General features: G+C 61.4%; 15 protein-coding genes. 6 read left to right on the forward strand and 9 right to left on the reverse strand.

Annotated features, from left to right (window positions below):
- Positions 1–16: 16 nt before the first annotated feature.
- On the forward strand, positions 17–481 hold the full coding sequence (locus tag LOY69_RS29145; protein WP_102881255.1) for a TIGR02444 family protein: 465 nt from the start codon (positions 17–19) through the stop codon (positions 479–481).
- On the opposite strand, the gene LOY69_RS29150 is transcribed toward LOY69_RS29145, so the two are convergent.
- On the reverse strand, positions 478–1,605 hold the full coding sequence (locus LOY69_RS29150; protein ID WP_265073913.1) for an AlgP family protein: 1,128 nt from the start codon (positions 1,603–1,605) through the stop codon (positions 478–480). The genes LOY69_RS29145 and LOY69_RS29150 overlap by 4 nt on opposite strands.
- A gap of 193 nt (positions 1,606–1,798) precedes the next feature.
- Between LOY69_RS29150 and LOY69_RS29155 the strand changes: the two genes are divergently transcribed.
- A complete protein-coding gene (locus LOY69_RS29155) occupies positions 1,799–2,464 on the forward strand; it encodes an FKBP-type peptidyl-prolyl cis-trans isomerase (protein WP_170002951.1) in 666 nt (221 codons plus the stop codon).
- A 61-nt stretch (positions 2,465–2,525) separates the two neighbouring features.
- On the opposite strand, the gene rsd is transcribed toward LOY69_RS29155, so the two are convergent.
- From rsd to LOY69_RS29190, 7 genes are all read right to left on the reverse strand, one after another.
- Positions 2,526–2,984: a sigma D regulator gene (gene rsd / locus LOY69_RS29160; RefSeq protein ID WP_102862217.1), complete on the reverse strand. Its 459-nt coding sequence runs from the start codon at positions 2,982–2,984 to the stop codon at positions 2,526–2,528.
- 208 nt (positions 2,985–3,192) lie between these two features.
- Entirely contained in the window at positions 3,193–3,714 is a 522-nt protein-coding gene (locus tag LOY69_RS29165; protein WP_102881258.1) for a disulfide bond formation protein B, read from the reverse strand.
- Positions 3,715–3,880: 166 nt separating this feature from the next.
- Positions 3,881–5,119, reverse strand: a complete 1,239-nt coding sequence (locus LOY69_RS29170) for a heme biosynthesis protein HemY (protein WP_110652920.1) — start codon at positions 5,117–5,119, stop codon at positions 3,881–3,883.
- Positions 5,116–6,255 (reverse strand): uroporphyrinogen-III C-methyltransferase, encoded by a 1,140-nt coding sequence (locus LOY69_RS29175; RefSeq protein ID WP_102881260.1) that lies wholly within the window; start codon positions 6,253–6,255, stop codon positions 5,116–5,118. The genes LOY69_RS29170 and LOY69_RS29175 overlap by 4 nt, the downstream gene beginning before the upstream one ends.
- A gap of 17 nt (positions 6,256–6,272) precedes the next feature.
- Complete coding sequence (locus LOY69_RS29180; protein WP_102881261.1) at positions 6,273–7,040, reverse strand: uroporphyrinogen-III synthase; 768 nt, start codon at positions 7,038–7,040, stop codon at positions 6,273–6,275.
- Positions 7,037–7,978 (reverse strand): hydroxymethylbilane synthase, encoded by a 942-nt coding sequence (gene hemC, locus LOY69_RS29185; RefSeq protein WP_102881262.1) that lies wholly within the window; start codon positions 7,976–7,978, stop codon positions 7,037–7,039. Before hemC ends, LOY69_RS29180 begins: the two co-directional genes overlap by 4 nt.
- Before the next feature lie 126 nt (positions 7,979–8,104).
- On the reverse strand, positions 8,105–8,851 hold the full coding sequence (locus LOY69_RS29190; protein ID WP_102862223.1) for a LytR/AlgR family response regulator transcription factor: 747 nt from the start codon (positions 8,849–8,851) through the stop codon (positions 8,105–8,107).
- Between the two features lie 623 nt (positions 8,852–9,474).
- Here LOY69_RS29190 and argH point away from each other — a divergent pair.
- On the forward strand, positions 9,475–10,869 hold the full coding sequence (gene argH, locus LOY69_RS29195) for an argininosuccinate lyase (protein WP_102862224.1): 1,395 nt from the start codon (positions 9,475–9,477) through the stop codon (positions 10,867–10,869).
- Positions 10,870–10,929: 60 nt separating this feature from the next.
- Here argH and LOY69_RS29200 read toward each other — a convergent pair whose 3' ends face one another.
- Positions 10,930–11,577 carry a glutathione S-transferase gene (locus LOY69_RS29200; RefSeq protein WP_102862225.1) on the reverse strand — a complete coding sequence of 216 codons (648 nt, stop codon included), beginning with the start codon at positions 11,575–11,577 and terminating at the stop codon, positions 10,930–10,932.
- A 125-nt stretch (positions 11,578–11,702) separates the two neighbouring features.
- On the opposite strand from LOY69_RS29200, the gene LOY69_RS29205 reads away from it, so the two are divergent.
- The 3 genes from LOY69_RS29205 (at position 11,703) to LOY69_RS29215 (ending at position 15,440) form a co-directional block, all read left to right on the forward strand.
- Positions 11,703–11,987 carry a hypothetical protein gene (locus LOY69_RS29205; protein WP_102862226.1) on the forward strand — a complete coding sequence of 95 codons (285 nt, stop codon included), beginning with the start codon at positions 11,703–11,705 and terminating at the stop codon, positions 11,985–11,987.
- Between the two features lie 193 nt (positions 11,988–12,180).
- Positions 12,181–12,426: a TIGR02647 family protein gene (locus LOY69_RS29210; protein WP_025130885.1), complete on the forward strand. Its 246-nt coding sequence runs from the start codon at positions 12,181–12,183 to the stop codon at positions 12,424–12,426.
- Positions 12,427–12,593: 167 nt separating this feature from the next.
- A complete protein-coding gene (locus LOY69_RS29215; protein WP_265073914.1) occupies positions 12,594–15,440 on the forward strand; it encodes a class I adenylate cyclase in 2,847 nt (948 codons plus the stop codon).
- Position 15,441: the final 1 nt, after the last annotated feature.

A 15,441-nucleotide genomic window follows, 5' to 3' on the forward strand; every position in this document is an offset into this window, starting at 1 on the left:
TGGCGCGAGTAGCACTATGTCCTCTGACCTGTGGAATTTTTCCCTGACCATTTATGCCCTTCCCGGCGTGCAGGAAGCCTGCCTGCAACTACAGGACGAAGGTGCCAATGTCTGCCTGCTGCTCTGTGGAGCCTGGCTTGGCCAGCGAGGCGTCCGCTGCGATAGCCAGCGCCTGGAGCAGTTGAAAGAGCTCGCGGCGCCTTGGCACCGGGACGTGGTTCAACCTTTGCGCGACTTGCGCATTGGCTGGCGCGATGCGGCCCGCGAAGACCTTGAGTTGAGTGCCTTGCGCGAACAGGTCAAGACCCTGGAACTGGAAGCCGAACGGCAATTGCTGTTGCGTTTGCAGGAGCGGGTACGGGAATGGCCGGAGGTTCAAGCGAAGAGCCTGGAAGACTGGCTTGAAGGATTGGCGGCCGGAGCCGCCGAACGCAACCGCGACGCGCTGCAGGTGCTGCGCGTCGCGGCGACCGGCGCTTAAGAAGCGCTGGAAGGAGTACCGGCAGTTACCGGAGCGGGAGCGGCAGGAGCTGTGCTCGCAGCCGCTGCTGGCGAGGCTGCTGGCGCGGGTGCAGCTGGCTTGGCCGCAGCCGGTGCTGGAGCCGCTGGCTTGGCTGCCGGGGTGGCGGGTTTGGCCACAGCAGGTTTGGCTGCTGCAGGCTTGGCCGCCGGCTTTTTCGCAGCCGGTTTGGCCGCAGGCTTGGCGGCCGGCTTGGCTGCTGGTTTAGCAGCCGACGATGCTGCTGGCTTGGCAGCTACTGCAGGTTTGCTGGCGGGTTTGGCAGCAGGTTTGGCCGGCGCTTTTGCGGCGGCAGGTTTGGCTGCGGGTTTGGCTGCGACAGGTTTAGCGGCAGCTGTTTTAGCCGCTGCGGGTTTGGCCGCAGGCTTGGCCGCAGGCTTGGCTGCTGGTTTAGCGGCAGGTTTGGCTGCTACAGATTTGGCGGCAGGTTTGGCCACTGGCTTGGCGGCGGCAGGCTTGGCTGCGGCGGCTTTGGCTGCTGGCTTGGCGGCAGCGGTCTTGGCGGCAACAGGTTTGGCAGGCGCAGGCTTGGCGGCAGGTTTAGCCGCTGCGGATTTGCTCGCCGCGGGTTTAGCTGCGCTGGCAGCCGCTTTTTTCGCTACTGGTTTGGCGGCAGATTTGGCAGGTGCTTTAGCTGCAGGCTTGGCCGCTGGTTTCTTCGCCGCGACAGCTACCGGCTTGGCATCACGAGTGCTCAATGCCTTGGCCACTGCTTCCTTCACACGACCAACGCCTTGAGCCAGTTTCAGGCTTTCCTGGGCATCGCGCTTGAGTTGCAGAATGTAGCTGCGGGTTTGTGCCTGGCGCTCTTTCAATGCGTCCAGCAAGTCTTCGAGTTCTTTCACCGCGGTCTTGGCCTTGGCTTGTGCCTTGGCCTTGCCGGCCGCCGCAGCGTCCTGCAATTTGGTGCGCGATTTGTGCAGTTTTTCCTGCGCTTTACCCCGTTGTTTTTCCAGCTTGGCGAGCAGTTTTTCAGCATCAGCCAAGGCTTGGGAACAAGCGTTTTCCAAATGTTCGAGCAGGCTGCCCGACAGCTGTTGGAGCAAATGCAACGGAGTATTTACAGGCTTCTTATTGGCCGACATGGTTTACCTCCTGGCTGACGTGAGTTGCGGCTCATACTAGACCTCTGCTGCTACCGCCGCTAGGGCATGTTGACAGTATCGAAAGCCCGGCGTTGCAGCGGATTGAAAATGTTCTTCGCCGTCATCGAAGTTGCTCACCAACCCGTGCTTTGTCGCTGGCATAATCCACCGCTACTCAGGCCGGAGAGTGCCCATGTCGCGTTACCTGTTTTTATCCCTGAGCCTGTTCTTGCCACTGGCTCAGGCTGCTGCCGAAGCGCCGCCCAATGACGCTCACGACCTTGCCTACAGCCTGGGCGCAAGCCTCGGTGAACGACTGCGTGACGAAGTGCCCGATCTGCAGATCCAGGCATTGGTCGAGGGTTTGAAAGCCGCTTATCAAGGCAAGCCACTGGCCCTAAAAACCGAACGCATCGAACAGATCCTGGCTCAGCACGATGCACGGATCAGCGAGCAGTCGAGCAAGTCGAAAACTGAAGCGGCCCTGGAAAACGAACGACGTTTTCTCGACCAGGAAAAGGCCAAGCCCGGCGTGCGCCAACTGGCCGATGGCATTCTCCTGACCGAGCTGGCACCTGGCAGTGGCAACAAGGCCAGCCCCAACGGTTCAGTCCAGGTGCGCTACACCGGACGCCTGCCCGATGGCACCGTGTTCGACCAGACCCAGCAACCGCAGTGGTTTCGCCTGGACAGCGTGATCGAAGGCTGGCGCAGCGCCTTGTCGCAGATGCCCACCGGCGCCAAATGGCGACTGGTGATTCCTTCGAATCAGGCCTACGGCACCGAAGGCGCAGGCGACCTGATCGCGCCTTACACCCCCCTGGTATTCGAGATCGAACTGCTGGGCGTTGCTGACTAAGGCACAGGAACGAAAAACGGCACGCCAAGGCGTGCCGTTCCTGTATTGCTCCGCCCTGTTTTCAGGCCTGAGCCACCGCGTCCTGCTTGTGGGCGTTATGCAGCACTTCGATCAGGCAATCTTCCAGTTCGAAGCGTTCGTGCAACAGGCCGCCCAGCTCCTTGAACTTCTGCGCCACACACTGACCCGCATCACACAGGTCGTTGAACGCCAGGAGCTTTTCAGTGATCACATCAATACGCGGATAGAGGGTATCGGCCAGCTCAAGCCCGCGCTTGTCGCCAAAGGCCTTGGCCTCGCTGGTGAGCTGCTCGTAGATTTCAAAATGACCGGCGGAAACGTAGTCCACCAGAATCCCGCAGAATTCCTGCAGCGATTTCTTGCTCTCGCTCAGGGCTTCGGGCTCGGCACCCAACGCATCATAGGCTCGAACCAGTTCGTGACGCTCCTGCAACCAGCGGTCGATCAGCAGATGCACTCCACCCCAGCGTTCCTGAGCATTCTGACAACTTTCGAGCATGGTGATCTCTCTTCCCTTATGGGTCATGCCGCTTGCCCGCCGCCCCCCTTCTGGAGACTCTGGATCCGGTCAGGCGCAACAGCATCGAGCAACATAATTCCAGTGACGCGTGCGGGCCAGATTATGCCCGCTCGACAACAGCATCAAGGTACGCAGGAGATAAAGTTCATACAAGCGTTTAATCCGCGCCCTCCCACCAAACCATGACTCAGGGCAACGCTGCAGCCTTGCGAGTGGCTCGAAACAGGCGCAGCAGACGGTAGCCGCTGAAGATCAGCATGATCACGAAAAACAGCAGGCTCCACTCCGGCAGACTCATGTCGAGCAGGGTCCAGGTGACCTCCGCGCAGTCCGATGTCCCCACGAAGGTCAATTGCAGTGCCTGCCACCAGGACAGGTTGCGCAACATGAACGGCATGTCCGGCAGGCAGGCCAGGAGTTGCTCGGAAGGAATGTTCTGCAGCAACACATGACGCCCGGCAGTGATCACCCCGAACAGGCCCAGTATCAGGTTGAGCGCCCAGTAGACAGCTCGTCCCATGCGCCCCGGCCCCTGCACCACAGCCAGTAGATTGACGCCAGCGAACATCATCAGCAGCAAGCGTTGCACGCCCCACAAGGTGCAGGATTCCAGGCCACCACCGGATTGCAGGTTGAACGCCGCCCACGAGGCAAAAGCCCCCACCAGGAACACCAGGGAGAACAGCAAGCGAGAGCCGGCCAGCGACATGAGATATCCGTAACGGAGAGAAACAGGCAGCCACGGTAGAGAAAGCGCTCGCTCCTTTCAAGAAGCGCTATGCCGCAGCGGATCGACAATCAACCGTGAATGAGCCATCAACCCCAAATAAAAACAGGCCGGTTGCCTGCAACCGGCAACCGGCCCTGAAGACGCTTCAGATCCGTACCGGAACCGGCAACGGTGACGCCAGCAGGCGCTCGTCGAGCATTCCCAGGCCTTCCTGGAACAGCTGGTTGCTGCGCTCGGTATCGCCCAACTGAGCCAGCAAACGAGCCAGCTCGGCACAGGCTTCAGGATTGCGCTGCAGTCGCAGGCTGCTTTCCAGGTAGTCCCGGGCCTTGCCCCACAGACTGTTCTGCAGACACAGACGGCCCAGGGTCAGCAGCAAACTCGGGTCGTCCGCATGCTCCTTCAACCAGTGCTCGGCAGTCTGCAACTGGCGCGATGGATCGCTGCCGCGCACCAATCCGTAAAGCCGTGCCAGGTGGCTTTCATATTTGCGCTTGAGGGCTGTGCGCAGGGCCTCTTCAGCCTCGGCTCCCGCCCCCAGCTGACGCAGTTGTTCGGCGTAGGCCAGCACCAGCTGTGGCTCCTGGCGTTGGGCCGAAGTCAGTTGCTGCCAGGCTCGATTGAGAGACTGCAGGGCTGCCACCTGATCCTCTTCGCGCCGTGCCGCCAAGGTCAGGTTCTCACCCCAGGCGCGACGCTCCAGCTCCTGCAACTCGCTGGCCGGCAGGGCCTTGTCCTTGCGCAACTCGGGCAGCAAACGGATCAGCGCCGACCAGTCACCACGCTGTTGATGCAGGCGCTGCAACTGGCGCAGGACCTGAACGCTATGGGGATGGCGCTCATGCATCGCTTGCAGGGTGCTCAGGGCACCTTCGGTATCACCGCGGTCGGTCTGCAACTGGGCATGACTCAAGGCCACCGCCAGCTCGGCCTGGGGCTGGCGAGTCAGTGCCCGCTCCAACAACTGGTCGCACTCCTCATAGTGGCCTTGCTCGTTGGCGGCGCGGGCCGCACCGAGGTAATACAACAGTGGTTGACGTTCGGCCTCTGCAGCACGGTGCAGATGTTTTTGCGCGCTGGCCCAACGACCTTCGGCAAGGTCCATCTGGCCCTGCTCGATGGCGATTTGTACCCGGCGACTCCGATTACGCCGCGACCAGGGATTGACCACACCACCAGAGACCATCACCAATTCGATCAGCAGCTTGATGCCCCAGATCACCAACCAGATCAGCGCCACCAGGGCCAGGGTTGCCCACAGACTCGATTCGTAGCGGAAGTTGCTGTAGGCGATCAGCACGTACCCGGGATGCTCGGCAATGGCCAACCCCAACAGGCCAATGGCTGCGATGAGCAGTAGAACGATCACATAGACGCGCTTCATGGGCTCGCCTCCTGGACGGTGTTCGCCGCAGGTTTGGCCAGAGGCTTGACTGAATCTTCAGCGTTCAGATTGCGCCGCTCGAGATAGGCCTGGACCGTGCTCAAAGTCTTGGCCAGATCCGGGGTGACAACGGTCACGGGCTGCTTGCTCAGTTCGGACAAGCGCTCAAGCATGATCTTGCTTTGCGGATTGTCCTGATTGAAGTTGCTGGTCAGTACATCACGTGCCTCGGTCAGTGCCTGGGTATAGACCGCCGCCTGACCATTCAAGGCAGCCCACTGTGCCTGCTCCAACGTCAGGCTCAGGGCCAGGCGTACCTGAGTCAGCCCCTGGCCGGCCAGCAACGGACGGATGTTCTTGTCGGCATTGAAATCGATGCGGAAATAGCGGGAGATCTGATCCCACCACTGCGCCCAGCGGCTCGCGCCGTCACCGTCGGCGGTCAGCCCCAGCAGTGACTCGCCGCGGTCCTTGTACTCCGGAGCCACGGCGCTGAGCTCAAGGACCTGATCACGCAGGGCTCCCAGTTGCAGGAACAGGCCGGTGCGATCTGGTTGCTCGGTACTGCGCAGAGCCGCCAGGCTCTTGGCCAATTGCTCGCGTGCAGCGAAAGAGCCCGGGTCGTTCTGCTCCCGCAGGATATCGTCTGCGCCCTGGACCAGTGCCTGAGCACTGCTGATGTCTTGCAGTGCAGACAGACGCAGACTGGCCAGACGCAGCAGATGCTCGGCCTCGGCCAGGCGCCAGTCCTTGCGGCTGGCGCCGAGCACGGTTTCCAAGCGCTGACTCAAGCGCTGCTGATCACCTTGCAACTGGGCCACCAGCCGCCGCCGGTCCTCCAGCTCATCGGCTGCCGGCAGTTGTTCCAGGCGTGCACTCAGGCGCTGTTCACTGAGTTTGAAACTCTGCGCCTGATCCCCCAAGGCCTGCAGCTGGCTCAGTTGCTGCTGGTTGTTGGCTTGCAGGCTGCGCACCTGCCAGATCCCCCAGCCGCCAGCGGCGACACCCGCCGCCCCCAGCAGCAGGGCCAGTATCGCCAACCCGTTGCCACGACGCTCAACGGTTGGGGTCGTGGGCTCGGCAGGTGCTTCAGGCACCGGCCGCACTTCATCTTTAGGCAAGGCTGTTTCGCTCACGTATCCATCCTTTGCGTTTAGAGAACGGGCACGGGTTGCTCCCGTAACGCCGTTAGCAAAGCCGCGGCACTGGCGCCGCGACAATCCACAACTTTTTCCGCCCCGGCGGCACGTGCCATTTCGGCGACCCGGGGGCTTGGAACAAACAACGGCATCTTCGCCAACTGCGACCAGGCTGGGCCGGCCAACTGCTGCAAGTGGCTGAAACCCTGTCCACTGCTGACCACCAGGCCGTTCAAGCGTTCCCCCTGAATCCGCTCAAGCAGCGCATCCTTGGCGTAATGCGGCAGGCACCGGCGGTAGAGTTCCAGATAATCGACACTAGCACCTAGGTCACGCAAGCGCTCAGAGAGCAGCTCGCGACCGCCCTCTCCACGGACGATCAGCACCCGTGGCTCAGGCCGCCGGATAGCCTCGCGCAATTGGGGAAGTTCAAGCAAGGCTTCGCTGTCATCACCTGTTTGAGGGTAGAAAACTTGCAGACCGGCATCCGCAAGGATCTGCCCGGTACCGGCACCGACACTGAACCAGCTTTGAGCGGGAGGCTGAGGCCAATAGGCTCGCAGCAAGCCAAGGCCAAGGTGCGCGGCAGGCTTGCTGACCACGATCAGCGCACAGTAACGATCCAGTTCCAGCAGGATCGCCCGCTGCGAATCGCTGACAGGCAAGGCTTGAATCTCCAGTAGCGGCAGGCTGCTGCTGAAGACACCGACCTCAGCCAGGGTCGCTGCCAACGCAGCGCTATCTTCCCTCGGCCGAGTCAGCAGCAGGCGCCACCCGATCACTCTTCGCCCGCCTCGCCGTAGACCGCGCGCAGGATGTCATCGGCGCCCTGGGCCAGCAGGTCGTCTGCCACCTTCACCCCCAGTTCAGCAGCCGACGCTCGCGGGCCACGCGCTTGCGCGCTCAACAACAGGCCACCGCTAGGCTCGCCGACCAGGCCTCGCAGCCAGATCTGATCGCCTTCGAGCACCGCGTAGCAGGCAATCGGAACCTGGCAGCCACCGTTCAAATGCTTGTTCAGCGCTCGCTCGGCAGTCACCCGGCTGGCTGTGTCGGCATGATGCAGAGGCGCCAGCAACGCGTGAATTTCAGTATCGGCACTACGGCACTCGATGCCGACTGCGCCTTGGCCACCGGCGGGCAGACTCTCATCGACACTGATGGACGAACTGATGCGGTCTTCGAAGCCCAGACGGATCAGGCCGGCGGCGGCCAGGATAATGGCGTCGTACTCACCGGCATCCAACTTGGCCAGCCGAGTATTGACGTTGCCCCGCAGAAAACGAATCTGCAGATCAGGCCGACGGGTCAGCAGTTGAGCCTGGCGGCGCAGGCTGGAGGTACCCACCACGCTGCCTTCCGGCAATTGCTCAAGGCTGGCGTAGGTATTGGAAACAAAGGCGTCACGTGGATCTTCACGCTCGCAGATGCAGAACAACCCCAGGCCTTCGGGAAAGTCCATGGGCACATCTTTCATCGAATGCACAGCGATGTCGGCCTGGTTTTCCAGCAGTGCGGTTTCCAGCTCTTTGACGAACAGGCCCTTGCCGCCGATTTTCGACAGGGGCGAGTCCAGCAGTTTGTCACCGCGACTGACCATGGGCACCAGGGTCACGACGAGGCCCGGATGGGCCTCTTGCAGACGGGCTTTGACGTATTCGGCCTGCCACAAGGCCAGTGCACTTTTGCGGGTAGCGATGCGGATTTCGCGAGAGGACATGGATCAATCCGTACTGAATAGATACGGCAGATAATAACAGCTCAGCCAAAGCAGCTTTGACTTGTATCAGAAACGCAGCGCCCTCCCGACGCCAGGCTTGCCTTTTTGTGGGCCTTGAGTCGCGGTCTAGAGCTGCTGCATCATCTTGCGCACACCCGCCACATGGCGTCGGCTAACGATCAGGGCATCACCATTGAGCCCCTTGAGGTACAGCTGGAAATGTCCCAGGGGCGTACGCTGCAGTCGTTCGATCCGCTCTCGGGCCACCAGCGCATTGCGGTGAATACGCACAAAGCGCTCACCAAATTCGTCTTCCAATGCCTTCAATGGCTCATCCAGAAGCACCTCGCCGCTTTCGTGGCGCAAGGTCACATACTTGTGGTCAGCAATGAAATACACCACCTGAGCCAGAGGAATCAGCTCGATACCCTTACGGGTGCGGGCGCTGATGTGACTACGCGGGCCATTGCCGCTTTCCGCCGCCGGCCGGGTCAGGGCCGCCAACTGCACACGATTGGGCTTCTCGGCCTTTTTCAGCGCCTCCAGTAGCAGCTCTGGGCGCACGGGCTTGACCAGATGCCCGACCCCGCTGGCATCGAAGGCCTCTAAGGCGAATTCGTCCGGGGCCGCGCAAAACACCAGCGCCGGAGGCGTCTCGCGTTCGCACAATTTTCCGGCGACCTGCAGACCGTCCAGACCCGGCATGCGGACATCGAGCAAGACGATATCCGGCTTCAGGCTGTCGATCAGGCTCAGTGCCTCTTCGCCATTGGTGGCGCTGGGCTCCAGGACACTGTATCCCTCAAGCTCACTGACCATCCGGCTCAGGCGCTCGCGGGCTAGGGGTTCGTCATCAACGATCAGGACATTCATATTGCGCTGGATTCCTGCGTGAGTCTCGCACAAGGATAGCGTAGACAGGTGGAGTGACGTCCGTCACGGCGATCCACGATAAGACTAGTGCGAAGGCCAAAAAGTGCCGCAAGTCGGGCACCAATATTTACCCGGACCTGCCCGATACCGCCCAAGGTCGGTGGATGCGCGACGGCGTTGCAGGGAATGCTGGTATTCAACACAAAGCCCCCCTCGTTACTGTGGTCGGTGTCCACCCTGGCCGCACCCGCCTCGTTTCGTGGGCGAGTTGCATGGACCTGCGCGGAGTGAACTCGATGGACAGACTCACTGCGAACACGCGAGGGGTGTTACGCAATTGTGCCGGTCCTCCTGTCCAACTGTAGACGGTTGCCAAGACGATATTGCTCAATCGATAAATATCGTTTGATCGATATCACCTTCCGCACTCAAGGCCCCCTGTCCTGATCCACTCCGGATTGTGCCGACCTCAGTCTCTGCGCCCTCGGGACCGGCGACAAGCCACGCAGCACAGGCCCGGAGAAAAAAGCTGCCGACCAGTGCCAGCGACAGCCCAGGCAACCCTGTTATTATCGGCGCCTGTTTTTTACGCCATCTTCCTTCAGCAGATCACGAGCGAATTCATGAGCACTGACAAGACCAATCAGTCCTGGGGCGGCCGCTTCAGTGAACCCGTCGACGCCTTCGTCGCCCGCTTCACCGCCTCTGTCACTTTCGACCAGCGCCTGTATCGCCACGACATCATGGGCTCCATCGCTCATGCCACCATGCTGGCCAAGGTTGGCGTGCTCACTGACGCCGAGCGTGACAGCATCATCGACGGTCTGAAGACCATCCAGGGCGAGATCGAGGCCGGCAGCTTCGACTGGCGCGTGGACCTTGAAGACGTGCACATGAACATCGAAGCGCGCCTGACCGACCGCATCGGCATCACCGGCAAGAAGCTGCACACCGGGCGCAGCCGCAATGATCAGGTGGCCACCGACATCCGCCTGTGGCTGCGGGACGAAATCGACCTGATCCTGGCCGAGATCACCCGCCTGCAAAAAGGCCTGCTGGAACTGGCCGAGCGCGAAGCCGAAAGCATCATGCCGGGCTTCACTCACCTGCAGACCGCCCAGCCCGTGACCTTCGGGCACCACATGCTGGCCTGGTTCGAAATGCTCAGCCGCGACTACGAGCGCCTGGTGGACTGCCGCAAGCGCACCAACCGCATGCCCCTGGGCAGCGCTGCGCTGGCCGGCACCACCTACCCCATCGACCGCGAGCTGACCTGCCAGCTGCTGGGCTTCGAAGCTGTGGGCGGCAACTCCCTGGACAGCGTCTCCGACCGTGACTTCGCCATCGAATTCTGCGCCGCCGCCAGCGTGGCAATGATGCACCTGTCGCGCTTCTCCGAAGAGCTGGTGCTGTGGACCAGCGCGCAGTTCCAGTTCATCGATCTGCCGGACCGCTTCTGCACCGGCAGCTCGATCATGCCGCAAAAGAAAAACCCCGACGTACCAGAGCTGGTGCGGGGCAAGAGCGGCCGAGTGTTCGGCGCACTGATGGGCCTGCTGACCCTGATGAAGGGCCAGCCCCTGGCGTACAACAAAGACAACCAGGAAGACAAGGAACCGCTGTTCGACGCTGCCGACACTCTGCGTGACTCACTGCGGGCCTTCGCCGACATGATCCCGGCCATCAAGCCCAAGCACGCCATCATGCGTGAAGCGGCCCTGCGCGGCTTCTCCACCGCTACCGACCTGGCGGACTATCTGGTGCGCCGTGGCCTGCCGTTCCGTGACTGCCACGAAATCGTCGGCCATGCCGTGAAGTACGGTGTGGAGACTGGCAAGGACCTGGCAGAAATGAGCCTGGAAGAACTGCGCAAATTCAGCGACCAGATCGAGCAGGATGTGTTTGCCGTGCTGACCCTGGAAGGTTCGGTAAATGCCCGTAACCACATCGGCGGCACCGCTCCAGCTCAGGTCCGGGCTGCTGTGGCTCGCGGCCAGGCGTTGCTGGCCAGCCGCTAAGCACCCTGCCCGCAGGGGCCGGCAACCCTCTGCCGGTCCTTGCAAGCTGGCTGCCCGGCGCTAGCGTCCCGATCGCCTGGCGGTAATGAGCGCAGCCTTGTCAGCGGCAATCCGCCTGGCGTTGGGCGTCTGTTCCAGGCGCTCCAACAGGGCCCTGGCCTCTGGCATATCGGCCAGAAAATCGATCCCGAACAGCTTGTCCCCAACGACCAGGGCCAGGTTCACGCTGTACTGGAAATACAGGTCCGCCACGCTCAGGCTGGTACCCGCCACATACGGCGCGAACCGAGCATGCCGGCGCAATGCGGCAAAACCCTGCAGCAATTCGACTCCAGCCTTTTCCTTGATGGCCTCGGGCAGCGTTGCACCGAAGAACACTTCGGGGAAACAGGCTCGGGCCGGCAGCTCGATATAGAGTTCGATCTCCTTGGCCAGTGCCAGCACCTGTGCCCTCTCGAAGGCATCTCCCGGGAGCAGCGCCGGCTCGGGATGGACCTGCTCCAGGTAATCGAGAATCACGCTGGTTTCACTGATAAAGCCCTGCTCCACTTCCAGCACCGGAACCTTGCCCCGGGGACTGATGGCCAGCGCCTCGGGGCTCTGGCCGGCGTAGAACAACACCTCCTCGAAGGGCAGGCCCTTTTCCAGCAGGGCCAGTTTGACCATGTTGTAGTAGTTGCTGATGGCGAAGCCATAAAGCTTGAACATCCCATAGCCTCCAGGCCGTGCAGGGGGTCGGCAGGACTTTTTATAGAAGGTTAATCCACTTCTGACCAGCAGCATCCAGCCTCTGAATACGAGTAAACTGGCGACCTTTCCTTGAGGAGCCTGCCATGAGCGAGCCAACCGATATCGACAACGACGAAGAAGAGTTCGCCGAAAACACCCTGATCGAAGCGATCGAGAACCAGATCGAAAGCGACAATCCGCCAGCAGCCAAGGCCACCTTCAATAAGCTGACTCTGGTGGGTTACGAGCGGGAAGAAATCCTCAACCTGATGGCCCACGTCCTGGCTGTCGAGATCGATGCGATCCTCGAGGAAGACCGCGCCTTCGATACCCAATGGTACGAAGCCGCGCTGCGCGCCCTGCCGGAATTGCCTCCAGAGAAGCAGTAAGCCGGTACTACCGGAGCGCTGCCCGCAGCAACGCTCCGGCACGCCACTCCCGACCTGACTACACTGCAGGCACCCTGCGGCCAAAGACCGCTGCCCCCAGGTACAAAAGTCCTCAGCGAATGCTGGACACGCCGCCGTTCTGCGGTCACCTTAAGAACGCTGACCTCTTATTCCTAGAAAGTCTGGAGTCCTTATGTCGTATACCCCTGAGTTGGTTGCCGAACTGGAAATCCTTGCACTCTTCAACCTGGACAACTCCCAGGAAGGCCTGAAAATCCATCAGACTGCCGCCCCTTCTGCCATCGCCGCCGCCCAACGCCTGTTTGACAAAGAACTGATTACCCAGCCCGATGGGGGCTACCTGACCAGCCTTGGCCGGGATGCTGCTGAACATGCCCAAGGCCTGCTGACCATCCTGAGCGTCAAAGAAACCGCCTGAACACCGTTCCTCGGCCTGCGGGGTTCCCGTCTGTCGGATTCCGTAGGCACCCTCCCGCCAATACGCTAGAAATCTGGCGTCAAAAAACAAAATCAGCTTAAGGCTCGGTCTTGTCTGACGATAAACTGCTGCCGTCCTCAAACCGCCACGTTCGAGCTCAGCTTGAAATGCCCCATACCCATGAAATCCGTCCCGATCTGGATGAAGGAATCGATCGCAAGGTTCTCAGTCAACTGCGCGCGCGTTTTCTCACCCTCAATGCTGGACGCATGGCTCGGGCAATGGAAGGGTTGTCGGCACGCCAGCAGCTGGTCCTCAACCTGCTGCCACTGTTCTTTCACGTCAATCATCCACTGCTGCCCGGCTACGTTTCCGGCGCTACCCCGGCGGGGTTGTCCAACTACGAGCCCGACCCGCAAGCCCTGGCTGAAGCCCAGCGCCTGACCCGCTCCTTTTCCTACAAGCCTCGTCATGGCAATCCACCTCGACCTATCCACGGCCTGTTTCTCATGGGCAGCCTGGGCACCCTGGCCCAGGCGGACCAGAGCGACATGGATGTCTGGGTGTGCCATGCGCCGGACCTGAGCGAAACCGAGCTGGCCGAACTGCAGAAGAAATGCCAGTTGCTGGAAGCCTGGGCCGCGGGCCAGGGCGCCGAGGCGCACTTTTTCCTGATCGACCCCAGCCGTTTTGTCCGCGGCGAGCGGGATACACAGTTGAGTTCGGATGATTGCGGCACCACCCAGCACTACCTGCTGCTCGACGAGTTCTACCGCACCGCCATCTGGTTGGCCGGACGCACGCCGTTGTGGTGGCTGGTGCCGGTGTACGAGGAGTCCCGCTACGAGCGCTACATCCACACCCTGCTCTCCAAGCGCTTCGTACCCGCCGAAGAGAACCTGGACCTGGGCCACATGGCACGCATTCCGCCCGGCGAGTTCATCGGAGCCGGACTCTGGCAGCTGTTCAAGGGCATCGAGTCCCCCTACAAATCAGTACTCAAGCTGCTGCTGATCGAGGTCTACGCCAGTGAGCATCCCAGGGTCCAGTGCCTGAGCCTGCGCTTCAAGCAGGCGGTGTTCGCCAACCGCCTGGACCTGGACGAGCTCGACCCCTATATCGTGGTTTACCGACGCATCGAGGAATACCTCAAGGCCCGTGGCGAGCCCGAGCGTCTGGAACTGGTACGGCGCAGCCTGTACCTCAAGGTCAACCGCAAGCTTTCCAGCGGCAATGGCGCTCGCAGCCCGAGCTGGCAGCGGGCGCTGCTTGAGCGCCTGGCCAGCGAATGGGGCTGGGATCAGCGCCAGCTGGCCCTGCTGGACAGTCGCAGCCAATGGAAAGTGCGCCAGGTCAGCAGCGAGCGCCGGGCACTGGTCAACGAACTCAACTACAGCTACCGCTTCCTGACCCAGTTCGCCCGCACCGAACAGGCCGCCAGCCTGATCAATAAACGCGACTTGAACGTGCTGGGCCGACGCCTGTACGCGGCATTCGAACGCAAGGCGGGGAAAATCGAGTTCATCAATCCCGGCATCGCCCCGGACCTCGCGGAAGACACCCTGACCCTGGTGCAATCGCCGAACAAGAAAGAACCAGGGCAGACTCATTGGGGCCTGTACAACGGCAATCTGACCGCCCTGGAGTGGGAGCACTTCGCGCCTATCAAGCGCAGCCGTGAATTGCTTGAGCTGCTGACCTGGTGCCATCGCAATGGGGTGATCGATAGCAGCACGCGCCTGGCCCTGCACCCTGGCAGCAGCGACCTGAGCGAGTTCGAGCTGTTCAACTTGCTCGGCAGCCTGCAACAGACGGTGGCCCTGCCATTGGCCACCGTCGACGAAGAACAGCTGCTGCATGCCAGCGTACCCGGCGAAGTGCTGATCCTGGTGAACGTCGGAGTCGACCCGCTCAAGCATCACCGCGACCTGAACATTCTCATGACCACCGAGCGCACCGACTCCCTGAGCTACGCCGGGGTGCGGGAAAACCTGGTGCTGACCCTGGATCAGGTCACCCTCAATAGCTGGAACGAGGTCATGGTCGGGCGCTATGACGCTGAACATGCCTTGCTCGAATGCCTGCGGGACTACCTCAACAACCTGCCGTCCGACTCACAACCACGGTTGCGGGTCCGCTGCTTCTGCCACAACCGCGCACAGTTCATCGCTCGGCGGGTGGAGGAGCTGTTCGAAACCGCGCACCACCTCCTGCTCAGTCAGCTCAACTACCGCTACCTGATCCAGGTCCAGCAGCACTTTCACGTCCTCGAACTGGTACCCGGCCAGGTTCGGCATCGGGCCATGGCGACACCCGCCGCACTGCTTGAATACCTGGGCCAGGAGCAAGCCCGCTATAGCCCCCTGCACCTCGATCCCATGGCCCTGGAAGATCACGACCTGGCGCTGATCCTGCCCATGGGCCAGCCAGACTGCATTCAGGTGTTCTACCGGATCATCGAGCAGCACGCCGAACTCTATATCCTCGATGAGCACAACGCCCTGTGGCAGCAGACCCTGCCGTACCACGACGAACAAAGCCTGCTGGTGCCCCTGCAGCGCTTCCTGCAGTCGATCCTCTACCGCCGTGAAGCGCTACAGTCGATGGACAGTAGCCAGGGCGAGAAACCTTTGGACACACTCTACTTGCAGATACTGCCCTCAGGCACCGGTCGGGCGCGCCGGGTAGAGCCGCGACCAGCACCTGCGACCCCCGTAGACAAGGCCTTTTATGACGTGCAGGCGATCATCGGCAAGGCTGCACCTGGCCAGGTGCAAGTCTCGCTGTACTGCAATCAACGGGAGTTTTCCGAACTGGAATATGGCAACCAGCTATTCAGCGCGGTGGCCCAGGAAATCGTCGGACAGCGCCGTGAACCGGAACGCTATCGCTGCTACATCACCGACCTGGACCTGTCCGGCCTGCTCGGTGATATGCAAAGTTCGAGCATTGTGTATCTGCGCTACAAGGCCAGCCTGGAGCGCGCACTGAACGACGCGCTCGAGCAGGTCTAGC

The sequence above is a fragment of the Pseudomonas sp. B21-059 genome (assembly GCF_026016285.1).
GTDB lineage: Bacteria > Pseudomonadota > Gammaproteobacteria > Pseudomonadales > Pseudomonadaceae > Aquipseudomonas > Aquipseudomonas danubii.